This is a genomic window from Acidovorax sp. (assembly GCF_046339755.1).
Lineage (GTDB): Bacteria > Pseudomonadota > Gammaproteobacteria > Burkholderiales > Burkholderiaceae_C > Acidovorax.
Genome location: NZ_JBKDTZ010000344.1, coordinates 1 through 25,783 on the forward strand (window position 1 = coordinate 1; position 25,783 = coordinate 25,783).

22 protein-coding genes, 2 pseudogenes and 1 riboswitch are annotated in these 25,783 nt (G+C 67.0%); of the genes and pseudogenes, 7 read left to right on the top strand and 17 right to left on the bottom strand.

From position 1 onward, the window contains the following. Window positions 1-294: 294 nt before the first annotated feature. Together infA and ACK59X_RS29985 are read right to left on the bottom strand one after the other, a co-directional pair. Window positions 295-543, bottom strand: a complete 249-nt coding sequence (infA, locus tag ACK59X_RS29980; protein WP_007856902.1) for a translation initiation factor IF-1 — start codon at window positions 541-543, stop codon at window positions 295-297. A gap of 383 nt (window positions 544-926) precedes the next feature. Continuing rightward, a pseudogene (locus ACK59X_RS29985) lies at window positions 927-1,511 on the bottom strand (CBS domain-containing protein); the annotation flags it as partial. A 294-nt stretch (window positions 1,512-1,805) separates the two neighbouring features. Here ACK59X_RS29985 and ACK59X_RS29990 point away from each other — a divergent pair. The 6 genes from ACK59X_RS29990 to ACK59X_RS30015 all read left to right on the top strand — a co-directional run bounded on the left by ACK59X_RS29990 (window position 1,806) and on the right by ACK59X_RS30015 (window position 7,272). Continuing rightward, window positions 1,806-2,993, top strand: coding sequence for an ABC transporter substrate-binding protein (locus ACK59X_RS29990; protein WP_409962364.1), 1,188 nt, complete (start codon window positions 1,806-1,808; stop codon window positions 2,991-2,993). A gap of 206 nt (window positions 2,994-3,199) precedes the next feature. Next, window positions 3,200-3,838 carry a LysE family translocator gene (locus ACK59X_RS29995; RefSeq protein ID WP_409962366.1) on the top strand — a complete coding sequence of 213 codons (639 nt, stop codon included), beginning with the start codon at window positions 3,200-3,202 and terminating at the stop codon, window positions 3,836-3,838. A 25-nt stretch (window positions 3,839-3,863) separates the two neighbouring features. Beyond that, window positions 3,864-4,727 (top strand): branched-chain amino acid ABC transporter permease, encoded by an 864-nt coding sequence (locus ACK59X_RS30000; RefSeq protein ID WP_409962368.1) that lies wholly within the window; start codon window positions 3,864-3,866, stop codon window positions 4,725-4,727. Window positions 4,728-4,776: 49 nt separating this feature from the next. Beyond that, window positions 4,777-5,769, top strand: a complete 993-nt coding sequence (locus ACK59X_RS30005; RefSeq protein ID WP_409962370.1) for a branched-chain amino acid ABC transporter permease — start codon at window positions 4,777-4,779, stop codon at window positions 5,767-5,769. Continuing rightward, the gene (locus tag ACK59X_RS30010; RefSeq protein ID WP_409962372.1) at window positions 5,762-6,547 is read left to right on the top strand and encodes an ABC transporter ATP-binding protein; all 786 of its coding nucleotides are present in this window, start codon (window positions 5,762-5,764) and stop codon (window positions 6,545-6,547) included. Before ACK59X_RS30005 ends, ACK59X_RS30010 begins: the two co-directional genes overlap by 8 nt. Window positions 6,548-6,549: 2 nt before the next feature. Then, window positions 6,550-7,272, top strand: a complete 723-nt coding sequence (locus ACK59X_RS30015; RefSeq protein ID WP_409962374.1) for an ABC transporter ATP-binding protein — start codon at window positions 6,550-6,552, stop codon at window positions 7,270-7,272. A gap of 63 nt (window positions 7,273-7,335) precedes the next feature. Here ACK59X_RS30015 and ACK59X_RS30020 read toward each other — a convergent pair whose 3' ends face one another. Then, complete coding sequence (locus tag ACK59X_RS30020) at window positions 7,336-9,699, bottom strand: peptidase S53 (RefSeq protein WP_409962376.1); 2,364 nt, start codon at window positions 9,697-9,699, stop codon at window positions 7,336-7,338. Window positions 9,700-9,822: 123 nt separating this feature from the next. Beyond that, window positions 9,823-9,912: riboswitch (cyclic di-GMP riboswitch) on the bottom strand. Between the two features lie 160 nt (window positions 9,913-10,072). On the opposite strand from ACK59X_RS30020, the gene asd reads away from it, so the two are divergent. Then, entirely contained in the window at window positions 10,073-10,924 is an 852-nt protein-coding gene (gene asd, locus ACK59X_RS30025; RefSeq protein WP_409962378.1) for an archaetidylserine decarboxylase, read from the top strand. A 25-nt stretch (window positions 10,925-10,949) separates the two neighbouring features. On the opposite strand, the gene ACK59X_RS30030 is transcribed toward asd, so the two are convergent. The 14 genes and pseudogenes from ACK59X_RS30030 to ACK59X_RS30095 all read right to left on the bottom strand — a co-directional run bounded on the left by ACK59X_RS30030 (window position 10,950) and on the right by ACK59X_RS30095 (window position 25,728). Continuing rightward, window positions 10,950-11,159 (bottom strand): hypothetical protein, encoded by a 210-nt coding sequence (locus ACK59X_RS30030; RefSeq protein WP_409962380.1) that lies wholly within the window; start codon window positions 11,157-11,159, stop codon window positions 10,950-10,952. A gap of 125 nt (window positions 11,160-11,284) precedes the next feature. Then, window positions 11,285-12,103 (bottom strand): N-formylglutamate deformylase, encoded by an 819-nt coding sequence (hutG, locus tag ACK59X_RS30035; protein ID WP_409962382.1) that lies wholly within the window; start codon window positions 12,101-12,103, stop codon window positions 11,285-11,287. A 37-nt stretch (window positions 12,104-12,140) separates the two neighbouring features. Then, window positions 12,141-13,526, bottom strand: a complete 1,386-nt coding sequence (locus ACK59X_RS30040) for a formimidoylglutamate deiminase (protein WP_409962384.1) — start codon at window positions 13,524-13,526, stop codon at window positions 12,141-12,143. Then, window positions 13,523-14,656, bottom strand: coding sequence for a histidinol-phosphate transaminase (locus ACK59X_RS30045; protein ID WP_409962386.1), 1,134 nt, complete (start codon window positions 14,654-14,656; stop codon window positions 13,523-13,525). Before ACK59X_RS30045 ends, ACK59X_RS30040 begins: the two co-directional genes overlap by 4 nt. Continuing rightward, window positions 14,653-16,045, bottom strand: a pseudogene (locus ACK59X_RS30050) (FAD-binding oxidoreductase). The gene ACK59X_RS30045 and the pseudogene ACK59X_RS30050 overlap by 4 nt, the downstream one beginning before the upstream one ends. A gap of 4 nt (window positions 16,046-16,049) precedes the next feature. After that, window positions 16,050-17,309, bottom strand: a complete 1,260-nt coding sequence (hutI, locus tag ACK59X_RS30055; protein ID WP_409962388.1) for an imidazolonepropionase — start codon at window positions 17,307-17,309, stop codon at window positions 16,050-16,052. Between the two features lie 182 nt (window positions 17,310-17,491). Beyond that, a complete protein-coding gene (locus ACK59X_RS30060) occupies window positions 17,492-18,064 on the bottom strand; it encodes a HutD family protein (RefSeq protein WP_409962390.1) in 573 nt (190 codons plus the stop codon). A 58-nt stretch (window positions 18,065-18,122) separates the two neighbouring features. Then, window positions 18,123-18,878 carry an IclR family transcriptional regulator gene (locus ACK59X_RS30065; protein ID WP_409962392.1) on the bottom strand — a complete coding sequence of 252 codons (756 nt, stop codon included), beginning with the start codon at window positions 18,876-18,878 and terminating at the stop codon, window positions 18,123-18,125. Between the two features lie 20 nt (window positions 18,879-18,898). Next, window positions 18,899-20,632: a urocanate hydratase gene (gene hutU, locus ACK59X_RS30070; RefSeq protein WP_409962394.1), complete on the bottom strand. Its 1,734-nt coding sequence runs from the start codon at window positions 20,630-20,632 to the stop codon at window positions 18,899-18,901. 50 nt (window positions 20,633-20,682) lie between these two features. Beyond that, complete coding sequence (gene hutH, locus ACK59X_RS30075) at window positions 20,683-22,257, bottom strand: histidine ammonia-lyase (RefSeq protein WP_409962396.1); 1,575 nt, start codon at window positions 22,255-22,257, stop codon at window positions 20,683-20,685. Between the two features lie 61 nt (window positions 22,258-22,318). Continuing rightward, the gene (hutC, locus tag ACK59X_RS30080) at window positions 22,319-23,098 is read right to left on the bottom strand and encodes a histidine utilization repressor (RefSeq protein ID WP_409962398.1); all 780 of its coding nucleotides are present in this window, start codon (window positions 23,096-23,098) and stop codon (window positions 22,319-22,321) included. Window positions 23,099-23,121: 23 nt separating this feature from the next. Then, window positions 23,122-23,904, bottom strand: a complete 783-nt coding sequence (locus ACK59X_RS30085) for an ABC transporter ATP-binding protein (protein ID WP_409962400.1) — start codon at window positions 23,902-23,904, stop codon at window positions 23,122-23,124. Further along, on the bottom strand, window positions 23,901-24,737 hold the full coding sequence (locus tag ACK59X_RS30090) for an ABC transporter permease (protein WP_184863835.1): 837 nt from the start codon (window positions 24,735-24,737) through the stop codon (window positions 23,901-23,903). The genes ACK59X_RS30085 and ACK59X_RS30090 overlap by 4 nt, the downstream gene beginning before the upstream one ends. Window positions 24,738-24,762: 25 nt before the next feature. Further along, window positions 24,763-25,728, bottom strand: a complete 966-nt coding sequence (locus tag ACK59X_RS30095; RefSeq protein WP_409962402.1) for an ABC transporter substrate-binding protein — start codon at window positions 25,726-25,728, stop codon at window positions 24,763-24,765. Between the last annotated feature and the right edge of the window lie 55 nt (window positions 25,729-25,783).

Consider the following 25,783-nt stretch of genomic DNA (forward strand, 5'->3'; position numbering starts at 1 on the left):
GCGTCTTGATTCCCTTGGGGCGTCGCATATATCGATTACTTTCTCAAAAAGAGCGGGAAACATAGGTAGCGCCGCTCCGGTATGCAAGAGGTATTTTTGAATTTTTTGCAGCGCCTGCACCGGACCACAGATCTATCGGAAGTGCCGGCCTGCATCCAGGGGCGATGCAGACTGCGCGATGGGGGGGGGGGGAAACTCAACCAACTATCTTCTACGCCAACACTTCACAACGTCCAACCAGCGGCCTGCGCGGGCAACCAAGTGCGGCAGCCCGATGCGATGCCGGCACGCCTTTCAGCGGCTCGACGGGCCTGGGCCGCGGCCGGCCAGGTGGCGGAAGGTGATGCGGCCCTTGGACAGGTCGTAGGGCGACATTTCCAGCGAGACCTTGTCGCCCGCCAGGATGCGGATGTGGTGCTTGCGCATCTTGCCGCCGGTGTAGGCAATCAGCTGGTGACCGTTGTCCAGCGTCACGCGAAAACGCGAGTCGGGCAGCACTTCGGTCACGGAGCCTTGCATTTCAATCAGTTCTTCTTTGGCCATGTTCTCTTGTCTTTTCAAAAATCAAAAATCTGGTGATCGGCGCCTGAGCGCTGGTGCATCCACCACGGCCGGTGCAGCGCGGTCGGGCTCGACACACGGTGCGTTTCGGGCGGTGGGAGTCGTCGCTGCACCCGGGGCGAAGTTCAGGCAGTTGGCCGGGGTGACGGCTTCATTCGGATTTGCATTTGATCGTTTAGCCAGGCGGGATTCGCAGACAGTGCGGCAGCACGGCAAGGCAAACCAACGGCAGCTACGCGGTTAAAGGCAAATCCGTATCAATGGACAGGCAGAGCGCTGTCCATAGCCTGTCGATTGTACCGCGATGTACCCACACTTGCCTATGGCGAGAATGCCGCAGCGGCGCGGCGCCTCTGCAGACGGCGTCAGCGCCCCGGCTCCTGGCCCTGAACCGCCAGCCCCAGGGCGCGCACCAGGCCGGTCTGGGTGATGATGCCCACCAGGTGCCCACCCTGTGAGAACAGGGGCATCAGGTCCATGGCGTGCTGCCCCACCCGGGCCACCTGCACGGGGTGCGACATGATCTCGCCCATGCTGGCGGGCTGGCCGCGGCGGCCCTTGACCAGGGCGCGCGGGCGCTGGCCCAGGCCCTCGTGCAGGTCGAGGTTGGCCAGGCGCATGAAATCCGCCACCGTGACGATTCCCACCACCTGCCGATCCGCATCCACCACGGGCAGAGCCTTGATCTTCTCGAGGCGCATCAGGGTCCACGCATCCTTGAGCGACACTCCTTGCTCCACCGCCATGGCCGGCCGGGACATGATGTCCACGCAGCGCACATCGCCCAGCGTGCGCTGGAAGGCGGCACGGCCTGCCAGCTGCAGCAGGCCTTCCAGATCGGCGCGGCTCACATCCAGCACCTGGTTGTAGTGCGCCAGCGCGGCATCCACGTCCGATGCGGCAAAGGCGCCCTGGGCCACGGCCGTGCGCGCCGGGGACTGCTGCGGGTGCATCCCAGCCATGGCAGGATGGGCAAGCAGCGACCCACCCCTATGCTCGAAACTACCTAGCCCACGGCGGCAAACAGCCGCCCAAGGCCGCAAAAACATGATCTATACTGCATGTACATCGATATCAATGCAGTTTACTTCACCTTGGTTTTTGGCGCACCAGTGCCAGGAAACAGGTTCTCGTGGTCCCGGAAGGACCTCTGCATGCCAGCACCGGTACGGGTAAGCCATAGGTTTTCACCACAGGGGCTTGGAGTTAAATTGCTTTAAGCCTAAACAAAGGAGACACTCCCCATGACCACTCGCCGCCTTGTCATCAGCCGCAGCGCAGCCCTCGTCGGCGCCGCTTCCACGGGCCTGCTGCTGCCCTCCATCGTGCGGGCCCAGAGCGGCAAGGTGCGCGTGGGCTTCATGCTGCCCTACACCGGCACCTTCGCCCAATTGGGCGTGGCCATCGAGAACGGCGTGCGCATGGCCATCGACCAGCAGGGCGGCAAGCTCGGCGGGCGCGAGATCGAATGGTTCAAGGTGGACGATGAGTCCGAGCCCAGCAAGGGCGTGGAAAACGCCAGCAAGCTGGTGCAGCGCGACAAAGTGGACGTGCTGATCGGTACCGTGCACTCGGGCGTGCAGATGGGCATCCAGAAGGTGGCGCGCGACACCGGCGTGCTCAACCTCATCCCCAATGCGGGCGTGCACGCGGCCACGCGTGCCCTGTGCGCCCCCAACGTGTTCCGCACCTCGTTCAGCAATTCGCAGCCCACGCTGGCGCTGGGCAAGGCCATGGTCGAGAAGGGCCACAAGAAGGCCGTGTGGATCACCTGGAAGTACGCGGCCGGCGACGAGGCCTTCGAAGGTTTCAAACAGAGCTACACCGCCGCCGGCGGCACCATCGTCAAGGAACTGGGCCTGCCCTTCCCGAACGTGGAATTCCAGGCGTGGCTGACCGAGATCGCGGCCCTCAAGCCCGATGCCGTGGCCTGCTTCTTCGCCGGTGGCGGCGCGGCCAAGTTCATCAAGGACTATGCGGCCGCCGGCCTCAAGGACAAGATCCCGCTGTACGGCTCGGGCTTCCTGACCGAGGGCGTGCTGGACGCTGCCGGCCCGGCGGCCGACGGCATCATCACCACCATGCACTACAGCGACTCGCTGGACACGCCGCGCAACAAGCAGTTCCGCCTGGAATACGCCAAGACCTTCCGCAGCCAGCCCGACGTGTATGCCGTGCAGGGCTACGACACCGGCCTGCTGCTGGTGCAGGGTGCCAACGCCGTCAAGGGCGACATGGCCGCCAAGCCCGCGCTGTACAAGGCGCTGGAAAGCGCCACCATCGACAGCCCTCGCGGCAAGTGGACCATGAGCAAGGCCCACAACCCCGTGCAGGACATCTACCTGCGCGTGGTCGAGAACAAGGAAAACAAGGTGGTCGGTGTGGCCGCAAAAGCCCTCTCCGACAGCGGCGCCGGCTGCCGCATGACCTGAGGCGGCTTTGCCTTCGACCGGCTAACGTCGTTGGGGAGCCTTGCCGTGCTACAGCACTGTCTGCGGCTCCCCGCCTAGTTATCCGGCCGAATGCAAATCCGCATAGAGGCCTTACTCCAAGTCACAATGGACGCGCCTGCCACTGCGGCAGGCCAGTCCTTCGTGCGCCTGGACTTTGCGGCCACCCTCTGGATCCCCTTCCTCCCATGACCCTCAGTACCTACCTGCTCTACCTGGCCGCCGTGGCCCTGCTGGTGCTCTCGCCCGGCCCGACCATGCTGATGTGCATGACCACCTCGCTGCAGCACGGCCCGCGCAAGGCCATGGCAGCGGCGGCGGGCAGCGTCAGCGCAGTGCTGGGCACCATGCTGCTGTCGGCCCTGGGCCTGGGTGCCCTGCTGGCTGCGTCCGAGACCGCTTTCTGGGTGCTCAAGGCCGCAGGCGCGGCCTACCTGATCTGGCTGGGTATCAAGACCTTCCGCAGCCAGGGCACCGTGTTCGACCAGATGCCCGAGGGCGCCACCGCGGTCCCAGCCGTGCCCGCGCACCGGTTGTACCTGCAGGGTCTGATCGTGGGCGGCAGCAACCCCAAGGCCATCCTGTTCTTCACCGCCTTCTTCCCGCAGTTCCTGAACCCGGCGCTGTCCTTTGCGCCGCAGTTCGCCATCCTGGCCGCGACCTTCGTGGCCTTCGAGTTCACGGTGCTCACGCTGTGCGCCCTGGGCGTGGCCAAGCTGGCCCCGGCCCTGCGCTCGGGCAACCGCATGCGCTGGTTCAACCGCATCTCGGGCGGACTGTTCACCCTGATGGGCTCGCTGCTGCTGGTCACGCGCCGGGCCGCCTGACCGCACCACACACCTGCACGCCACCATGGACTTCGCCACCTTCCTGATCCAGTTGCTCAACGGCGTGCAGTACGGCCTCCTGCTGTTCATGCTGGCGGCCGGCCTCACGCTGATCTTCGGGATCATGGGCGTGGTGAACCTGGCGCACGGCAGCTTCTACATGCTGGGCGCGTACCTGGCGTACTCGCTATCGGGCCACTTCGGCAGCCTCACGCTGGCCATCCTGGGCGGGGCCGTGCTGGCCGTGGCTTTCGGCCTGGCGCTCGAATGGCTGCTGTTTCGCCACTTCTACCACCGCGACCACCTGGACCAGGTGCTGCTCACCTTCGGGCTGATCTACATCTTCGAGGAGTTGCGCTCCATCCTCTGGGGCGACGACGTGCACGGCGTGGCCATCCCGAAGCTGCTGGATTGGTCCATTCCGCTCACCGACACCCTCTCCTACCCGGTCTACCGCCTGTTCATCTCGGGCGTGTGCATCGTGCTGGCGGTGGCCCTGTACCTTTTGATCTCCAAGACCCGGCTGGGCATGAAGATCCGCGCGGGCGCCTTCAACCGCGACATGGCCGAGTCGCTGGGCGTGAACATCAAGCTCATCCACGCCATCGTGTTCGCGCTGGGCGTGGGCCTGGCCGCCATGGCCGGCATGGTGGCCGCACCGGTCTCCAGCGTCTACCCCAACATGGGCTCCTCGGTGCTCATCATGTGCTTCGTGGTGGTGGTCATCGGCGGCATCGGCTCGGTGCGCGGGGCCCTGATCTCGGCGCTGCTGGTGGGCCTGGTGGACACCTTCGGCAAGGTGCTGCTGCCCTCCGTGGCCGGCATGCTGGTCTACATGCTGATGGCCGCCGTTCTTTTGTGGAAACCCGAAGGCCTGTTCAAGCAATGACTGTCGTCCCTGTGTTCCCCATACCGCACCGCGCCTTCCGGAGGCCTGCATGAGCGCCCCCCGCACCAACCTGGAGGTGCTGCCGCGCAGCGTGCAGTTCGTCCTCGTGCTCGGCCTGGTGGCCCTGCTGGCCTTTCCCTTCGTGGGCAGCGATTTCTACGTGCAGATGGTCACGCGCATGATGATCATGGCCATCTTCGCGATGAGCCTCGATCTGCTGCAGGGCGTGACCGGCCTGGTCTCGCTGGGCCATGCAGCCTACTTCGGCGTGGCCGGCTATGCGCTGGCCTTTCTCACCCCGGCCGATGCACCGGTGAGCCTGTGGTGGACGCTGCCGGCCGCCGTCGCGGGCTCGGCCCTGGTGGCGCTGGTCATCGGCTTCTTCGTGGTGCGCACGCACGGCATCTACTTCATCATGGTCACCATGGCGTTCGCGCAAATGGTGTTCTACCTGTTCTTCGACAACAAGGCGCTGGGCGGCTCGGACGGCATCTACATCAACTTCCGCCCCGATGCCTCGGTCTTCGGCTGGCTGCTGTTCGATCTGGAGGGGCGCCGCACCTTCTACTACTTCACGCTGGCCATGGTGGTGCTGGTCTATGCGGGGCTGCGCCGCCTGCTGTGGAGCCCCCTGGGCCGCGCGCTCTCGGGCATCCGCGTCAACGAGCACCGCATGCGCGCCATGGGCTTTTCTACCTTCGGCTACAAGCTCACGGCCTTCACCGTGGCCGGCGCTCTGGCAGGGCTGGCAGGCTACCTCTGGGGTGCGCAGACCGGCTATGTGAACCCCGAACTCATGGGCTTTCACATGAGCGCGCACGCCATCATGATGGTCATCCTGGGCGGCATGGGCAACTTCGCGGGCGCCATCGTCGGCGCCTTCGCCTTCGAGTACCTGCTGCATGTGTTCAAGGACATCACCAAGCACTGGCAGCTGCTCATGGGCAGCTTCATCGTGCTGGTGGTACTGGTGGCACCGCGCGGCCTGCTGGGTTTGCTGGTGCGCCTGCGCGCAGGCAAAGGAAGTGCAGACCATGGCTGATAACACCCACGAAGTCCTGCTGTCGGCCCAGAAGATCACCAAGCGCTTCGGCGGCCTGGCCGCCGTGAACGGAGTCTCGGTCGACCTGTGGCGCGGCCGCATCCATGCGGTGATCGGGCCCAACGGCGCAGGCAAGTCCACGCTGACCAACCTGCTCTCGGGCGACCTGCCGCCCTCCGACGGCGCGATCCACTTGGGCAGTACCGACGTGACGGGCTGGGCGTCCGAGCGCATCTCGCGCCAGGGCCTGGGCCGCAGCTACCAGAAGACCAATATCTTCCTGCCTTTCAGCGTGCACGAGAACGTGCGCCTGGCGGCCCAGTCGCGCGATGCGCAGCAGCCCTGGAACCCGCTGCGCTGGTGGCGCGACACGCGCCATGCCGGCCCGCACAACCGCGCCAGCAGCGAGCGCGTGGACCGCGCCATAGAACTGGCGGGCCTGCAGGCGCGGCGCGATGCCGTGGCCGGCACCATGAGCCATGGCGAGCAGCGCCAGCTCGAGATCGCCATGACACTGGCCACCGAGCCCCAGGTGCTGCTGCTTGACGAGCCCCTGGCCGGCATGGGTGTGGCCGAGGCCGAGCGCATGGTGCAGCTGTTGCTGCGCATCAAGCCCGGGCACGCGATGATGCTGGTGGAGCACGATATGGACGCCGTGTTCGCCCTGGCCGACCACCTCACGGTGATGGTCAACGGCGAAGCCATCGCCAGCGGCACGCCGCCCGAGGTGCGCGCCGACGCCAACGTGCAGGCCGCCTATCTTGGTGAAGAACATTGACCATGGCACAGCAGCACCCACCCCTGATCGAGGCCCGCGGCCTCAACACCTTCTACGGCGCCAGCCACATCCTGCACGGTGTGGACTTCACCGTGGGCCAGGCAGAAACCATCGGCCTCATGGGCCGCAACGGCATGGGCAAGAGCACCCTGCTCAAGTCCGTGATGGGCCTGGTCAAGCCGCGCTCGGGCAGCGTGAGCGTGGCCGGGCGCGAGACCACGGGCCGCCCGCCCTACGAGGTGGCGCGCCTGGGGATTGCCTACGTGCCCGAGGGTCGCGGCATCTTCGGCAACCTGAGCGTGGTCGAGAACCTGCAAATGGCCGCCCGCGCCGGCACGCGTGGCCAGCGCGACTGGACCTACGAGCGCGTGCTGGAGACCTTTCCGCGCCTCCAGGAGCGCCTGGGCCATGGCGGCCAGCAACTGAGCGGCGGCGAGCAGCAGATGCTGACCATAGGCCGGGCGCTGATGACCAACCCCGACGTGCTGATCCTCGACGAGGCCACCGAGGGCCTGGCCCCGCTGATCGCGCGCGAGATCTGGCGCATCTGCAGCCTCATCAAGGCCAGCGGCATCAGCAGCGTGATCGTGGACAAGAACTGGAAGCACGTCACGCAGATCACCGACCGCAACGTCATCCTGGTCAAGGGCCAGGTGGTGTTCGAGGGCAGTTCGCAGACCCTGCAAAGCCAGCCCGAGCTGCTGGAGCAGTACCTGGGCGTGTAAGTCCTTCCAACTGCCGGCAAAGGAGTTTCAGTACGCTCACTTCCACTGCAGCTGTCCACGCAGTCACTTGGCGGTAATCGTCACGGGAACTGCAAGTTGCGCAGAAAGGCCCGCCGAATCCTTGGCAGTCACCAGCAACCGATAGCTTCCTGTCACGGGACTGGGCCATTTGGCAGTAATGGTTGTCCCGGCAACGGAAAAGCCCATCCCCAAAGGCACGCCGGCAATGGACACCGACAGATAGGAGGATCCGGGTGAAGAAATCGAGATCGAGCCCGATAGCGGCTTGCCGGCGACTCCCACCATCGCCGAGGCACTGATGACCGGACCCGCCGCAGCGATTTTCACCGTGAAGTCGCCCTTGCCAGACAATCCGGTCTTGGTGTCCTTGGCCGTCAGTGCCATGTTGAAGGTGCCTATCACAGGGCTGGGCCAGCTCACTACCCCGTCAGAACCCACAACCATGCCCGCAGGGGCACCCGTCAGCGCATAAGTGACGGGATTCGCCGATGTGACGCCGGGTTTGAAGCTCAGCGGGACACCAGGACGCCCGGCAATACTTGCGCCCTGGACTACGGGTGCCACCGGAGCGGCTACGTTCACGTTGTAGACGCCTTGACCCGTCAGTCCCGTGACGGTGTCTTTGGCGACCACTGTCACCGCGTAGCTGCCCGCAAGGGGTGTAGGCCAGGACACGATACCTGCAGCGCTGACAGCCATGCCCAAGGGAGCACCCGAAAGACTGAATGTGACCGGGTTGGGGGCGATGACAGCTGCCGTGAATGTCAAGGCCGTGCCTACAGTGCCGCTGATGCTTGCAGGCGTAACCACCGGTGCCTGGGGAGGAGCCGAAGCGCCGGACAACAAGGAGACGAAGGCCGCAGCGTTAGGCGTTCCCAGCCCGCTGAGCTGGTCATATCCGACCTTGGCCGAGCAGGTACCGCAGGAGCCATGGCTACCCAGCCTGATATCCAAGAAGGCATTGGCATAGTTGCCAGAAACAGCGCCAATCTGCCCGTACAGCAGTGAATGGGCACCGCCCAAAAGGGTCCGAGACGCTTGCAGCCGGCTGGCATTGGTCACAGCGACGAGGCCTGCCCACATGGGCGACGAAAGGCTGGTACCACCTGCGGTGATCCACTGTACGGCACTGCCACCAGGCGACATCACGGCCACATACTGCCCGGTAGAAGGATCTGCGTTCATTGCAACGTCGGCGACCGTGCGCCGTACCACCGAACCCACCACGGGAAGGGCAGTCTTTTGGTAGACGGGGGCAGGGGTGTAGGCGCTGGTGCCGCCGCCGGTACCGGTCCAGCTCACTTCGCTGCGCGCACCACCGTTATAGGTAAGCGTCGTACCTCCTACGGCGATGACGTTGGGGGATACCGAAGGCCAGTTCACGCTGGCGCCGGAATCGCCCGTGGCAGCGAGGTAGGTCATACCGGCCACAGAAAAAACGGAATCGACAGAGCCCGTCCATGTCCCTTCCTGCGCACCGAAACTCATGGATACCACCCCAGGACCCATCGTGTTTGCCAAGCGTATTGCAGCGAGCAGATTGTTCAGCGAAGGATCCGGCGACTCCACAAGAACAATGCGAGCCAGAGGGGCCATGGCATGCGCCCACTGCACATCCAGAGCAATCTCTGTAGCCCAGCCAGAGTCATAGGCAGGTGCCGAGGCAGAAATGCCACCGGCCGGAGAACTGTATGCGACGACCAATTCACACCCTGCAGACTGCGATGCAGCGGCCAAAGGCAACGGGGTTGCAGGCGGCAACACACGGGAGGTACAGGTAGGCAAGCCAAATTTCTGATTGAAGGCTGCCAATTCAGCTGCTACGTTCGGGTTGTGGCGCGCAGCGACGATATAGATCGTCTGCCCTGCACCAAGAAGCGCCGCCTGCAGGCCCACCGGCTTGGAGCCCACCGCGGGCAATGCACTGAAGCCGTAGGCAGCACGCACCTGCGCTACCGAGTAAGTGGTAACCCCGGTAGCACTGGCCAGAGGCTCCGCCACTTCTTCTACCCCACTGAAACCGCTTGAGGCGGCACTGGTTGGAGTGCCATCCAGCGTATAGGGCATCAACCTGCGGGTGGACACCGAACGAAACGCCTGGGGAACGACCTTGAAGCTGGGTGTGACGGCAGCAGACTGATTCGCGTCGAGAACATCCAGATCGCCCGGGGGCTCCGGTAGCACAGGGGCGATGTGAAACACGGGCTGCGCCAGCACCTGCGCCACATCTTCGGGCAAGTCGTCCGCCTCGACATGCAAAGTAGTGGTACTCGATGCAATCGCTAAGGTCTCCTCCGGATCTGATGATCCGCCACATGCCGTTACAGCAAAAGGGATCGTTATCACCGCAGCCCAGCGTGCAGTGCGGGGAATCCGAGCCAGAAGCTCGTCAAGAAAAAGGGACATAAGGTTCTCCATGAAGTACGAAATCAAGTCGCACACCAGGGAACGGGAACAAATACACCGTGGGTAGCCAGAGTTGCCGATGCGCTTGCACGCCACACTCGCACCAGGCAGGGCATGAGGTAGCTTGGCAACCCCGCTGTCATGCCCATCGAGATAGGTTTAGACCGGTGGCTTTGCGACCCCGCCTTTCGCGCGAGTGTGCCTTGATGTGTTAATTGTAATTTTTTGCAATTGCAAAATCAACTTATTTGATAAAAATATCAATAATTTATTGGATTCAACAAATTTGGCGTTTTTCGCATCCTCAGTCGCTTGGCCGTTGCACTTGGACCGTTCGTTAGAATGGTTCGCTCCACGTCTAAGGAAGATCGTCTTGCTCGAACGCTTTGCTGTGCTGTCCCAATACGCTCTTCCCAAGCAGGCCATGACCGCCCTGGCGGGAAAATTCGCCTCGGCCCAGCTCGGAGGGCTGACCACATCGGTGATCCGCGGCTTCGTGTCCCACTACAAGGTGAACATGGCGGAGGCGGCCAATCCGGACATCGCGGCCTATGCCTCGTTCAACGATTTCTTCACCAGGGCCCTGAAGCCCGATGCCCGGCCGTTGGCCGATGCCGACCTGGTCTGCCCCGTGGATGGCGCGATCAGCCAGTTCGGCCCGATCCAGAAGGACCAGATCTTCCAGGCCAAGGGCCACTCGTACTCCACCACCGCGCTGGTGGGCGGCGATTCGTCGCTCGCCTCACGCTTTGACGACGGCTATTTCGCCACCCTCTACCTGAGCCCGCGCGACTACCACCGCATCCACATGCCCTGCGCGGGCCAGCTCACGCGCATGGTGCATGTGCCGGGCGACCTGTTCTCGGTGAACCCGACCACGGCGCGCGGCGTGCCCGGCCTGTTCGCGCGCAATGAGCGCGTGGTCTGCTTCTTCGATTCGGCCCATGGCCCCTTCGTGCTGGTGCTGGTCGGTGCCACCATCGTGGGCAGCATGGCCACCGTCTGGCACGGCCAGGTGAACCCGCCACGCACCGGCGTGCTGCGCCACTGGGACTACGCCCCCGGCCAGGTGTCGCTGCAAAAGGGTGAGGAGATGGGCCGCTTTCTGCTCGGCTCCACCGTGGTGCTGCTGTTCCCCAAGGGCCCGTTCCAGTTCAACACCGAATGGGCGCCTGCGCGCCCCGTGCGCCTGGGCGAAACCATGGCGCAGTACCAGGCGGCTTGAACCAGCCCAGTGCGGCCGGCCCGCGTCAGGCGCGGTCGGGCATCCGCGTGAGGTGGAAGGCCGTGGGCACCACCGTGAGCGTATCGGGGTGCACCGGGGAGTCGTGCCCCACCAAGTAGACCATCAGGGCATTGCGGCGCACAACCACATGGCTGACGGTCTCGCGGCTGCTCCCGAGGTGCACGAAGGCACCCGGCTTGAACAAGGGCATGTAGTAGTAGGCCGCAGTCTCCATGGGAAATGCGGCTCCTTCCGCAGTGGTGGCCAAGGGGCGCACCCGCTGCCCTGCAGGGCGGCGTAAGCTCATACTAGCACCGATACGGCGGTAGCGGGGCCCACAAGGCCCCGCAGCCCGGTCCTTCAGGCCCGGGCCCGCGCCTGCGCAAACGCCAGCGCCGCCTCCAGCATGCGTTTCAGGTGCGGCTGCACACCCGCCGCCACCTCGGGCAGGTAGTCGAACGGCAGCGCCTCCTGCATGTAGCCGCACTGCGTCATCTCCAGCTGCACGGCATGCACGTTCTGCGCAGGCTGGCCATAGTGGCGCGTGATGTGCCCGCCCTTGAAGCGGCCGTTGAGCACCGCGGTGTAGCCCGGCGCGGCCTGTGCAATCGCCAGCAGCTGCTGCGCCAGCGCCGGGTCGCAGCTCTCGCCGTTGGCCGTGCCCAGGTTCAGGTCGGGCAGCTTGCCCTCGAAGAAGCGCGGCAGTACCGAGCGGATCGAATGCGCATCCCACAGCACCGCCACCCCATGGGTGGCGCGGATGCGGTCGAGCTCCGTGCGCAGTTGCGCGTGGTACGGCGCCCAGACGGCATCGCGGCGTGCCACCACCTCGGTGTCGTCGGGCACGTCGCCGCGGGTGTAGATGGGCGTGTCGTCGAAGGTGTCCACGGGGCACAGGCCGGTGACGCTCTGGCCGGGGTAGAGGCTGGCGCCATCGGGCGGGCGGTTCAGGTCCACCACGTAACGCGAATGCGTGGCTGCGAGGATCGATGCGCCCATGCCTTTCGCAAAATCGTACAGGCGCTCCAGGTGCCAGTCGGTGTCGGGCACCTGGCGGCTCTCCTCGGTGAAGCGCGCGGCAATCGCAGGCGGCACATAGGTGCCGACGTGCGGCATGGAGACCAGCAGCGGCGCAGTGCCCTGGTGGAAGGTGAAGGTGGGTTGGGTGGTGATGCTCATGGCGTGGCTCTCGAAGGGGAGGCTTTTCAAAGTGCGTTCATTGTGGCGCGATGGTCGCCGCGCGGGCCTGAACAAAGGCGGCGGCCGCGCTGTCATGCAGGGCATGGCGGCCTGCGGCCACGCGCTGCACGCCACCCACCCACAGGTCCCGCAGCGCGCTGGTGCGGTGGCTGCCGAACACATGGGCCGACAGCAGCGACTCCACCGGCAGGCCGGCCAGGGCGATGTGCGCCGGGTCCAGCACCGCAAAGTCGGCTTGCTGGCCCACGGCCAAGCCGCCGATCGGCCGGCCCGCGGCCTGCGCACCGCCTTGCACGGACGCCAGCCACAGGGAGGTGCCCACCTGGGGGTGTGCCGCACTGGCCAGCACATTGCGCTGGCGCAGCGACAGGCGCTGGCTGTATTCCAGCGCCAGCAGTTCCTCGGCCGCGTTCACGCAGGCATGGCTGTCCGAGCCCACGCCCCAGGCGCCGCCATGGCCCAGCCAGCGCGGCATGTCGAAGATGCCGTCGCCCAGGTTGGCCTCGGTGGTGGGGCAGATGCCGGCCACGGCGCCGGTGCGCGCGGCGTGGGCGTACTCCTGCGGCGTCATGTGCGTGGCATGCACCAGGCACCAGCGGGCATCCACGGGCGCATGCTCCAGCAACCACTGCACTGGGCGCTGGCCGCTCCAGGCCACGCAATCGTCCACCTCCTGGGTCTGCTCAGCGATGTGGATGTGGATAGGCGCGCGCGCATCGATGGCGGTGAGGCCCTGCACGGCAGCGGCCAGGCTGTCGGGCGGCACGGCACGCAGCGAGTGCGGCGCCAGGCCCAGGCCCGCGCCCTGCGCCCGAGCCAGCGGTGACAGGCGCTCCAGCAGCGCCAGCATGTTGTCGGTGCTGCGGATGAAGCGTGCCTGGTCGGCCCGCGGAGGCTTGGCGCCAAAACCGCTGGTCTGGTAGAGCACCGGCAGCAAGGTGATGCCGATGCCCGCATTGCGCGCCGCACGCAGCAGCGCCAGCGACAGCGTGGCATCGTCGGCATAAGGCCGACCGTCCCGGTCGTGGTGCACGTAGTGGAATTCGCAGACCGAGGTGTAGCCCGCTTCGAGCATCTCCACGTAGAGCCAGGTGGCGATGGCCTCCAGAGACTCGGGCGTGATCTGCGCCGCAAAGCGGTACATCAGGTTGCGCCAGCTCCAGAAGCTGTCCTGGCTTTCGCCGCGGTATTCGGTGAGCCCCGCGAACGCGCGCTGGAAGGCGTGCGAATGCAGGTTGGGCATGCCCGGGATCACAGGCCCGGTGGCGCGCGGCGCCGCCCCAGCAGCAATGCCCGACTCCACCGACTGCAACCGCCCCGCAGCATCCCACTGCAGCAGCACATCGCGCGCCCAGCCGCCGGGCAGCAAGGCGTGTTCGGCAAACAACGTGTTGGTGCTCATGCGGCCACCTCCAGGATCTCGGCCAGTGCGCCGGCGAAACGCGTGTTCTCTGCTTCGGTGCCGATGGAGACGCGGATGAAGGTTTCGAAACCCGGCTCCTTCCAAGGCTTGGTGATCAGGCCCTGGGCCAGCAGCGCCTCGTTCACGGGGCCGTTGGGCCGGCCGATGTCCACGAACAGGAAGTTGGTGGCCGAGGGCGCGATGCGCAGGCCCGGCAATGCCTGCAGGCGCTGCACCAGCACGCCGCGCAGGCGCACGGTCTCGGCCACACCCTGGCGCATGAAGGCCTCGTCGCCCCATGCGGCCAGTGCCGCGGCCTGGGCGGCATGGTTCACGTTGAAGGGCGTGCGCACCCGGTCGAGCAACTGCACCAGCGCCGCATCGCTCGCCAGGCCATAGCCCACGCGCAGGCCCGCCAGGCCCCAGGCCTTGGAGAAGGTGCGCAGCACGATCCAGGGCATGGCACGGCCCTGCAGCAGGGTCAGAACGTCGGGGTAGCCTTCCGCGTGGCAGGCGTACTCATAGTAGGCCTCGTCCACCACCAGCAGCGTGTGTGCGGGCGTGGCGGCCAGCAGGCGCTCGAACTCCTGCGCGGTGAACATGCAGCCCACGGGGTTGGAGGGATTGGCCAGCATGGCGATCTTGGGGCCGCGCGCCAGGGCTTCGCACCAGGCATCCACGTCGAACCCGAGTTCCGGCGTCAGCGCCAGCATCTCGACCTGGGCGCCCATCATGCGCGGGTAGATCTCGTGCAGGCCAAAGGCTGGGCGTTGGGTCAGCACCCGGTCGCCCTGCGACAGAAAGGCCTGGCACAGCATCTGCAGGATGTCCTCGGAGCCATTGCCCATGACGATGCGGTCCGGCGCCACGCCCGTGCGTTCGCCGATAGCGGCGCGCAGCGCGGTGCAGTTGGCGTCAGGATAGGTGCCCACGCGCGCCGTCAAGTCCACCAGGGCGCGCGCCACGGCAGGGCTGGCACCGTAGGGGTTCTCGTTGCTGGCCAGGCGCGCGATCTCGGTCACGCCGTAGCGCTGGCGCACGGCGTCGGACGAAAGGCCGGCGTTGTAGGCAGGCAGGGGCGCCACTTCAGGGCGGGCCAGGGCTTCGATGGCAAAAGCAGCAGTGTTCATAGGTCGAATACCTTGCCTGGGTTCATGAGGTGAAGGGGATCGAGCGCCGCCTTGATGGCGCGCATGGCGGCCATGCTCCGAGGGTGTGCGGCTGGCGTGCAGATAGGGCTTCTTGTGCAGGCCGATGCCATGCTCGGCCGAGACGCTGCCGCCAAAGGCGGCCACCAATGCATACACCAGCTCCTCGACGGCGCCCTCCTCCCCGTTGACGGTGGAGGCATCGGTGGACAGGTGCAGGTTGCCGTCGCCGATGTGACCAAAGAACACCGACAGGTGCCCGGGCCAGCGCGCGGTCAGCGCAGCACGGCACTCCTGCGCAAACCGGCCGATGTCGGCCTGCGGCAGGCTCACGTCGAAGTTGATGGGCGGGTGCATGTTGGCGGGCAGCTCGGCGGTCGCTTCGCGGATCTTCCACAGCGCGCGGACCTGCGCCTCGGACTGGGCGATGGCCGCATCGCTGACTTCGCCCGCCTCCATGGCTTCGCCCAGCACGTCTTCCAGCGCACCGCGCAGTGCAGCTTCGTCCTGACCGCCCACGTCGATGAGCGCGGCAAACGGGTGCGGCGCCTCAAAAGGTTCGCGCAGGCTCTGCCAGCGCAGCGAGGCCTCGATGAAATCGCGCCACATGAGGTCGAAGGCCGACAGCGCGCTCGGACAGCGCCCCTGCAGCCGGGCCAGCAGCGCCAGCGCCGCATCGAAATCGGGCAGCGCCACCAGGGCCGTGGCCCGGGCGCGCGGCAGCGGCCGCAGGCGCAGCAGCGCGCGCGTGACCACGCCCAGCGTGCCCTCGGCGCCGATGAACCACTGCTTGAGGTCGTAGCCCGTGTTGTTCTTGAGCATGGGCCGCAGCATGGGCAGCACCGCGCCATCGGCCAGCACCACCTCCAGGCCCAGCACCTGTTCGCGCACCATGCCGTACTGCAGCACGCCGTTGCCGCCGGCATTGGTGGAAACAGCCCCGCCCACCTGGGCCGAGCCGCGCGCGCCGAAGTCCACGCCGAACTGCAGGCCCACGGCGAGCGCGGCCTCCTGCACCGCCTGCACGGTGGCACCGGCCTGCACGGTGAGCGTGGCCGAGCGCGCGTCCACTGCCTCGATGGCGTTCATGCGCTCGAGCGACAGCGCCACCCCGCCAGCGCAGGGCACCGCCGCCCCGGCCAGCCCGGTCAGGCCGCCCTGCGGCACCACGGACACGCGGTGGGCATGGCACAGGCGCAGCAGGGCCGACACCTCTTCGGTGCTGCGCGGGCGCACCAGCGCCAGCGGGGGCACGGGGGCCGTGCCGCTCCAGTCGGTGTGGTGGCGCGCTGGCACGGCATCGCCCACCTGCACGCGGTCGGCACCGAGCGCATCGACCAGCGCCGCGAGGAATTCACTGTGGGTGGCCATGGGCTCAGGCCCCTTTCACGATGCGCCCCTGGCGCACGATGGTGCGTGCAGGCTTGTGGCCGAACCAGTAGGCCAGCTCCGCGGCCTCGGCAAAGGGCCAGAGCACGAAGTTGGCCGGCCGGCCCGATGCGATGAGGCCATGCGTGTCCTGCAGCCCCAGCGCACGCGCGGCATGCACGGTGATGCCGGCCAGTGCCTCGGGCACCGTCAGGCGGAACAGCGTGCAGGCCATGTTGGCCATGAGCAGCAGGCTCAAGGCGGGCGAGGTGCCGGGGTTATGGTCCGTGGAGACCGCCATGGGAACGCCGGCCTCGCGCAACGCGGCGATGGGCGGCAGGTGCGTGTCGCGCAGCGTGTAGTAGGCGCCGGGCAGCAGCACGGCCACGGTGCCGGCCTGCTTCATCGCATCGATGCCGGCTTGCGAGAGGTGCTCGATGTGGTCGCAGGAGAGCGCGCCGTAGCGCGCGGCCAGTTCGGAGCCCCCCATGTCCGACAGCTGCTCGGCATGCAGCTTGACGGGAATGCCCAGCCGCTGTGCGGCCTGGAAGACCTGCTCCGTCTCGGCCAGCGTGAAGGCGATGCGTTCGCAGAACACGTCCACCGCATCCACCAGGCCCTCGGCGGCCAGCGCGGGCAGCATCTCCTTGCACACCAGTTCGGTGTAGTCCTGGCTGCGGCCCGCGTACTCGGGCGGCAGCGCATGCGCGCCCAGGAAGGTGGTGCGCACCGTTACGCCCAGCGCCTCGCCCAGGCGGCGCGCCACGCGCAGTTGCTTGCGTTCGTGCGCCAGCGCCAGGCCGTAGCCCGACTTGATCTCGATGGCGCACACGCCCTCGTCCAGCAGCGCCTGCAGGCGCGGCAGGGCCAGGGCGAAGAGTTCGTCCTCGCTGGCCTCGCGCGTGGCACGCACGGACGAGACGATGCCGCCGCCCGCCTTGGCCACCTCTTCGTAGGTGGCACCTGCCAGGCGCATGGCGAACTCGTTGGCACGCTGGCCGCCATAGACCAGGTGCGTATGGCAATCCACCAGGCCCGGAGTGGTCAGGGCGCCCCGTGCGCCGAAGCGCGGCAGGGCGTTGCATGCGGAAGGCCAGGCATCTTCAGGCCCCACCCACTGCACGGTGCCGCCCTGCACCACCACGCAGGTGGCCGCGCCCTCGGGCACAGGCACATCAGGTACGCACAGGCCAGGCGCCGGGCGCAGGCCGATCCAGATGCCATCGGCGGATGGATGGCTCTCAGGGGAGGGGATGGTGGTGGTCATGGGCAAAACATCTCAGTTATCCATAGCGCATGAAACGGGCACGGCCAAGGCCAGTGCCCCCGTGCAAGGGCCGCCAAGCAGCGTAGGCGGCGCTTCGCTTGCGTGCACTGGGGGCGTCCCCCTCCCGACTCGCGCAGCGAGCCGAGAGAGGGGTGAAGGCGCGAAGCGACTCAGGGGGTGCTTCATCTCGGTTCCATGTCCAGGTCGATCCAGGCCAATGCCGGATCGGCATCCAAAGGCTCCAGCGCAATTTCGGCGCTGCCATCGCTCCACCACAGGCCCTGGCCGGGTTCCAGCACCTCTTCACCGCAGCGCCAGCGGCCGCGCAGCACCATGCACAGGCCGGCACGCGCGCGCCCTGCCACGCGGGCATGGCCGGTCACCTGCAGGCCGCCGTGCCAACGGCCCCGGCGCACCATGAGGTTGAAGTCGGTGGAGGTGCCGCCCAGCATGGCGCAGTCCACCGGCACGTCGCCCTTGAAGGCCAGAGGTTGCCAGGGCTGATCGAGGTCATGGTCGAGCTGCCCGTCGTTGGAGCGCAGGTGCACCCCGTCGCCGTCGAGCAGCATGATCTGCCGGTCCACGCCCGGGAAGGCCGAGAACGGCCCTGGCGCGGCGATCGTGGCCACGCTCACGCGCCACTCGAAGCCGTCCATGCCCGCGCCCTGCGGCCAGCAGGCCAGCTCGCGCGTGCTGCCGCCGCCATTCTTCCAGGGCACGCTGGGGGTAGAGGCCAGGTCGAAGAACTGCACCATGCTCAGTGCCTCCCCTCCAGGGCGGTCATCGAAAAATCAGTCATCGTTCGTTGTCATGTCAATGCAAAACCAGTTGGCGCGAAATACGCGCCGCGGCCACCACGGCCATGCGGATCAGGGCTTCTTCCTGCCCGCTGGCACGCACGATCGGTGCCATCAGGGTGATGGCACCCACGGACTGGCGCGAGGCACCGAACAAGGGCACGCTGCAACCCCACACGCCCGCGTCCACCTCGCCCGCGCTGGTGGCAAAGCCCGCCTTGCGGATGGCATCGCTCTCTTGCTGTGCGGCCTGGCGCTCGGGCGTGCCCGCGCCCCACAGGCCATCGAGCACGGCAGAGCGCACGCCTTCGGGCAGGTGGGCCAGCACGCACTTGGCCGAGGCGCCCGCCCGCAGGGGCACGCTGCGCCCCTTCTCGAACGAGCAGCGCAGCGAATGCTGGCTCTCCACCATGTCCAGGCAGATGGCCTGGTCGTTCACGGCCACGATCAGGCCCACGCTCTCCTGCGACTGCTGGGCCAGGTCCACCATGTCGGGCCGGGCCTGGCGCACCAGGTGCGACGCCAGGTCGAAGCCCAGCGCCAATTGCAGGCTGAGCGGGCCGGGCGCGTAGAAACCATCGCTCTCCAGCACGAATCCCCAGCGCTTGAGCCGCGCGAGCTGGCGGTACAGCGTGCTGCGTGCCAGGCCCGTGCGCTCCATGAGCTCGGCCGCCGACAGGGCCTTGCCCTGCTGGGCCAGCACGGCCAGCACCTGCAGCACCCGGTCGGCGGTGGGCACGGCCGCAGGGGTCAAGGGTGCGCTCCGAGGCATGTCGCTGGCCTCCAGAAAGATCAGCGCACCATGGGCAGCTTCAGGCCCTGCTTCTTCGCGGTGGACACGGCCAAGTCGTAGCCGGCGTCGGCATGGCGCATCACGCCGCTGCCGCTGTCGTTGACCAGCACGCGCGCCAGGCGCTCGGCCGCGGCATCGGTGCCGTCGGCCACGATGACCATGCCCGAGTGCTGCGAGTAGCCCATGCCCACACCGCCGCCGTGGTGCAGGCTGACCCAGGTGGCACCGCCCGCGGTGTTGAGCAGGGCGTTGAGCAGCGGCCAGTCGCTCACGGCGTCGGTGCCGTCCTTCATGCTCTCGGTCTCGCGGTTGGGGCTGGCCACCGACCCGGTATCGAGGTGGTCGCGGCCGATCACGATGGGCGCCTTGAGCTCGCCGTTCTTTACCATCTCGTTGAAGGCCAGGCCCGCCAGGTGGCGCTCGCCCAGGCCCAGCCAGCAGATGCGCGCCGGCAGGCCCTGAAAGCTGATGCGCTCGCGCGCCATGTCCAGCCAGCGGTGCGTATGCTTGTTGTTCGGGAACAGTTCCTTGATCTTGGCGTCGGTCTTGTAGATGTCTTCCGGATCGCCCGACAGCGCCACCCAGCGGAACGGGCCCTTGCCCTCGCAGAACATGGGACGGATATAGGCCGGCACGAAGCCCGGGAAGTCGAAGGCATTCTTCACGCCTTCGTCGAAGGCCACCTGGCGGATGTTGTTGCCGTAGTCCACCGTGGGGATGCCCATGGCCTGGAAGTCGAGCATGGCCTGCACGTGCACGGCGCAGCTCTTGGCGGCGGCGGCCTTGAGGGCGGCGTGGCGCGCCGGGTCCTTCATGGCGGCCTGCCACTCGGGCACGGTCCAGCCGCTGGGCAGGTAGCCGTTGACCAGGTCGTGGGCCGAGGTCTGGTCGGTCACCAGGTCGGGCTTGATGCCGCCGGCCTTGGCGCGGCGCACCAGCTCGGGCAGGATGTCGGCCGCATTGCCCAAGAGGGCGATGGAGACGGCTTCCTTGCGCTCGGTATGGTGCTGGATCAGGGCGATGGCATCGTCGATGTCCCTGGCCTGCTTGTCCACATAGCGCGTGCGCAGGCGGAAGTCGATGCTGCTCTGCTGGCATTCGATGTTGAGCGACACGGCGCCGGCCAGCGTGGCGGCCAGGGGCTGTGCGCCGCCCATGCCGCCCAGGCCGGCGGTCAGGATCCACTTGCCCGACAGGTCGTTGCCGTAGTGCTGGCGGCCGGCCTCGACAAAGGTCTCGAAGGTGCCCTGCACGATGCCCTGGCTGCCGATGTAGATCCAGCTGCCGGCCGTCATCTGGCCGTACATGAACAGGCCCTTCTGGTCGAGCTCGTTGAAATGCTCCCAGTTGGCCCACTTGGGCACCAGGTTGGAGTTGGCCAGCAGCACGCGCGGTGCGTTGGCGTGGGTCTTGAACACGCCCACGGGCTTGCCTGACTGCACGAGCAGGGTCTCGTCCTCGTTCAGGTCCTTGAGCGAGGCCAGGATCTGGTCGAAGCACTCCCAGTTGCGTGCGGCACGGCCGATGCCGCCGTACACCACCAGGTCCTGCGGGCGCTCGGCCACCTCGGGGTCCAGGTTGTTCTGGATCATGCGGTAGGCGGCTTCGGTAAGCCAGTTCTTGCAGGTCAGCTCGGTGCCGCGCGGCGCACGGACCACGCGCGAGGCATCGTGGCGCGGGTCGGTGATGGAAGCAGCGGAGGCGGCAGCGATGATGGCGTCGTTGGCGTTCATGGTGATCTCCTGGTCAATGGGTGCGAAGAAAGCGGATGGACAGGTAAAACTCAGATATGGCTGGGCAGGCACTGGGTCAGCGGTGCGGGCCAGGCCGATTCGAGCGCCCACAGGCGCATGGCCTCGATGTCGGGCGCCAGGTAGCGGTCCTGCTCCAGGAAGGCCACGCGCTGGCGGATGGCAGCGAGTTGCGCTTCGACGAGCACGGAGCTCTTGAGCCAGGGGGTTGCAGTGGCGCCAGGTGCCGGCACGCGCTCGAAGTCGATGCCCTGGGCCGCGGCCATGGCTTCGATGCCCACGATCACGGCGGTGTTGCGCACCATCTCACCCAGGCGGCGCGCGCCATAGGTGGCCATGGAGACATGGTCTTCCTGGTTGGCCGAGGTGGGCAGGCTGGTCACGCTGCTCGGGTGGGCCAGGCACTGGTTCTCGGCCGCGAGCGCGGCGGCCGTGACCTGGGCAATCATGAAGCCCGAGTTCACGCCGCTGTCGCGGATCAAAAAGGCTGGCAGCCCGGACAGGCCGGTGTCCAGCAGCAGCGCCAGGCGGCGCTCGGAAATCGCGCCGATCTCGGACACCGCCAGCGCGATGATGTCGGCCGCGAAGGCCACGGGTTCGGCATGGAAGTTGCCGCCCGAGATCACCTCGCCCGTGTCGGTGAAGACCAGCGGGTTGTCCGATGCAGCATTGGCCTCGATGCGCAGCACGCGCGCGGCATGCGTGAGGTTGTCCAGGCAGGCGCCCATGACCTGGGGTACGCAGCGGATGGAATACGGGTCCTGCACGCGGCCGCAGTTCGGATGCGAGGGGTCGATCTCGCTGCCTTCGAGCAGCGCGCGCACGGCGGCCGCCACGGCGATCTGGCCGGCCTGGCCGCGCGCCTCGTGGATGCGCGCATCGAAGGGCTTGACCGAGCCCTTGATGGCCTCGAGCGACAGTGCGCCCGAGGTCAGGCCGGCGGCCAGCACACTCTCCGCTCCGAACAGGCCGGCCAGCGCCAGCGCGGTGGAGACCTGCGTGCCATTGAGCAGGGCCAGCCCTTCCTTGGGGCCCAGCACGAAGGGCGCCAGGCCCACGGCGGCCATGGCCTCGCGGCCGCCGACCACCTTGCCATCGACCTTGGCCTGGCCTTCGCCGATCAGCACGCAGGCCAGGTGGGCCAGCGGCGCCAGGTCGCCCGAGGCGCCGACCGAGCCCTTGGCCGGGATCACGGGCAGCACATCGGCATTGGCCAGCGCCAACAGGGCATCGACCAGCGCGGGGCGCACACCCGAGTGGCCACGCGCCAGGCTCACGGCCTTGGTGGCCAGCACCATGCGCACCACGGGGTCGGGCAGCGCCTCGCCCGTGCCCACGCTGTGCGACAGCACCAGGTTGCGCTGCAGCTCGGCCAGGCGGTCATGGGCGATCTTGGTGCTGGCCAGCTTGCCGAAGCCGGTGTTGATGCCGTAGACCACCTGGTCTTCGTCCACGATGCGCTGCACGGTGGCCTCGGAGGCCTGCATGCCGGCCAGGGCCGCAGGATCGAGCGCCAGGCGCAGGCCGCCGGCGCTGACGCGGCGCAGTTCGGCAAGGCTCACGTGGCCGGGGCGCAGCACCAGGGTCTTGGAGTTTGCAGTGGTCATTGGTTAGTCCTGTATATACAAGTTGGCACAAGCGAAAAAATGGAAGGCTGCCAGGGCAGACTCACTCGAAAACGGGGTTGCCGTCCGCTCGGAAGCGGCTGCCCAACCGGTAGCGCGATGACGGGTGCAGGCAGCGCACCATGGTCACGGGCACACCCCGGCTCCAGGTGCGCCGCGTGAGCAGCAGGCACGGCTGGGCCGGGTCCATCTCCAGCAACTGGGCCTGGTCGGGCGTGGGCAGCACCGCGTCCACCACATGCTCGACCTGGTCGAAAGGCACGTTGCGCACCAGGAACTCCGAGGGCTGCAGCAGCGTGAAATCCTGCTGCGCGAACTGGGGCACGACGCGCGGGTTCACGTAGCGGTCTTCGAGCTGCACGGGCAGCCCGTCTTCCAGGTGCACGCACACGGCGTGGAACACCGACTCGCCGGTGCGCATGTCGAGCGCCGCCGCCACTTCCATGGTGGCCGAGACGCGCTCCACGGTCAGCACCTTGCAGCGGTAGTGGTGCCCGCGCTGGCGGATCTCGCTGGCCAGGTTGGCGATCTGCAGCAGCGTGGACTGGGGCTTGTCCTCGGCCACGAAGCTGCCCACGCCGGCCACGCGCACGATGCGGCCCTGCTCTGCCAGCTCGCGCAGCGCGCGGTTCACGGTCATGCGCGACATGCCGAACTGCGTGACCAGGTCGTTCTCGGACGGCAGGCGGTCGCCGGCCTTCCAGGAGCCGTCCTGGATCTTGCGCGCGATGTGGTCCTTGATCTGCTGGTACAGGGCGAGCGCCGACGTCTCGGGCTGGGGTGCAGCCTTGGGGCGGGTGCGGGCGGTTGAAGCGGCAGGCATGGTGACGAATCGACCCGGTCGGCTCAGTGGGCGTCCGCGGCCATGGATTCGGCGCGGATCTCTTCGGTCAGGCGCGCCTTGAGGTCCATGAACTCGGGCGAGGTCTTGATCGTGTAATGGCGCGGGTGCGGCAGGTCCACGGCCAGCTCGGTCTTGATGCGGCCCGGGCGGGCGCTGAACACGGCCACGCGGTTGGCCATGAAGATGGCCTCGTCGATGTCGTGGGTCACGAACATCACGGTCTTGCGCTCGGCCTCCCAGATGCCCAGCAGCAGCTCCTGCATGAGCACGCGGGTCTGGTTGTCCAGGGCGCCGAAGGGCTCGTCCATGAGCAAAATCTTGGGGTCGTTGGCCAGCGCACGGGCAATGGCCGTGCGCTGCTGCATGCCACCCGACAGCTGCTTGGGGAAATGCTGCTCGAAGCCGCGCAGACCCACCTTGGCGATGAAGTAGGCGGCGCGCTCCTTTTGATGCGCCTCGGGCATGCCGCGCTCGCGCAGGCCGAAGCGGATATTCTGCTCGATGGTGAGCCAGGGGAACAGCGTGTAGCTCTGGAACACCATGCCGCGGTCGGCGCCCGGGCCTTCCACGGGGCGCCCGCCCAGCAGCACGCGGCCTTCGGTGGGGTGGTCGAGCCCGGCCACGATGCGCAGCATGGTCGACTTGCCGCAGCCTGAGGGGCCGAGAATGGTCACGAAGTCGTTCTCGGCGACGTCGAAGTCCACGGGAAGCAGGGCCTGGGTGGTCTGCCCCTTGGGGCTGACGAAGGTGCGCGAGACACCTTGGATGGACAGCAGCGGGCTCATCGCAGGGCGCTCCATGCAAACAGACGGCGGTTGACGAATTTGAAGACGGTGTCCGACACCAGCCCGATGAGGCCGATGATGATGATGCCGAAGATGATCTGGCCGGTGTTGAGCAGCGCCTGGCTGTCGGTGATCATGTGGCCGATGCCCGAGGACGAGCCGATCAGCTCGGCCACGATCACATAGGTCCAGGCCCAGCCCAGCACCAGGCGCAGGGTCTCGGCGATGTCGGGTGCGGCACCGGGGATCAGCACGCGGCGCACGATGCCGGTGGGGCTGGAGCCCAGCGTGTAGGCCGCCTCCACCAGGTCCTTGCGGGCATTGCCGACGATGACGGCCACCATCAGGATGATCTGGAACACCGAGCCGATGAAGATCACCAGCAGCTTTTGCAGCTCGCCCAGGCCCGCCCACAGGATGAGCAGCGGGATGAAGGCCGAGGCCGGCAGGTAGCGGCAGAACGAGACGAAGGGCTCGAGGAACGCCTCCACCCCCTTGTGCGCGCCCATCGCGATACCCAGGGGCACCGCGATGACCGCCGCCAGGATGAAGCCGCCCAGCACGCGCCACACGGTCATGCCGATGTCGTGCAGAAAGCCGAACTCGGTGAACAGCAGCCAGCCTTCCTTGGCCATGGTGATGGGGCTGGCCAGGAACGTGGGCGACACGAAGCCCCCCAGCGTGAACACGGCCCAGACGGCGAAGAACAGGATGAAAAACGCCACCCCCAGGACCAGCCGCGTGCGGGTGCTCACAGGTTCTAGCGGGGCCAGGGCCCGGCGGCGCGGCCGCTCTGGCTCCAGCGAAGGTGCAACACCCATCACGCGACTCATGGTTCTATCCTCTTTTGGTTACTGCTTACTTGATGAAGCTGTCGTCGAACATCGCGGGGAAGTTCTCGGGCGCCTTGCGGATCACGCCAGCCTCCAGCAGGATGGCACCGGCGTCCTTCATGAACGCGCTGAGCTCACCCGCGAAGAACTTCTGGTTGGCCGCCTTGTCCTGCCAGCGCAGGAAGGCCGAGGACTTGGCGAAGGCCTCGCCCGTCTGCTTGACGGCCGAGCCCATGATCTCGTTGGACTTGACGGGGTCGGCCTTGATCATCTCCAGGGCTTCGAAGTACGAGTTGGTCAGCGCCTGCGCCGCCTTGGCGTTGGCCTTGAGCCAGGTGGGGTCGCAGCCCACAGTGTCCATCACCATGGGGTACTCGATGGTCGTGGCCAGGATCTTGCCGGCAGCGGGGTTGGCGCGCACGGTGGACAGGTAGGGCTCGTAGGTCATGGCACCGTCGTTCTGGCCCGACACGAAGGCCTGGGCCGCGGGCTGGGGCTCCAGCGAGACGATCTTCACGTCCTTGAGGCTCATGCCGTTCTTGGACAGCATCCAGGCCAGGCCGAAGTACGGGGCCGTACCCGGGGCGCTCACGCCGATGGACTTGCCCTTGAGGTCGGCAAAGCTCTTGACGTCGTTGCGCACGGCCAGGCCGTCGGCGCCGTAGGACTTGTCCATCTGGAAGATCTGCACGATGGGCACGCCGTTGGTGTTCCAGGCCACGTGGGTTTCCACCGTGGTGGCCGCGCACTGGATGGCCTTGGAGGCCAGCGCCAGGTGGCGGTCCTTCTGGGGGATCATCTTCAGTTCCACGTCCAGGCCGTTCTTCTTGAAGATGCCGGCCTTGTCCGCCAGCGTCAGCGGGGCGAAGCCCGTCCAGCCGGACATGCCCAAGGCAATCTTGGTTTCCTGGGCCTGGGCCGGTGCGGCCAGCCCCACCACGCATGCAACCGCCGCTGCCAGCGACGCCATCTTCACAACCGTTCGGCTCATCATCAGCTCCTGTAGGGGAAAAAAGTACTTTTGTTCATCCGGAGGGAAGCAGGCC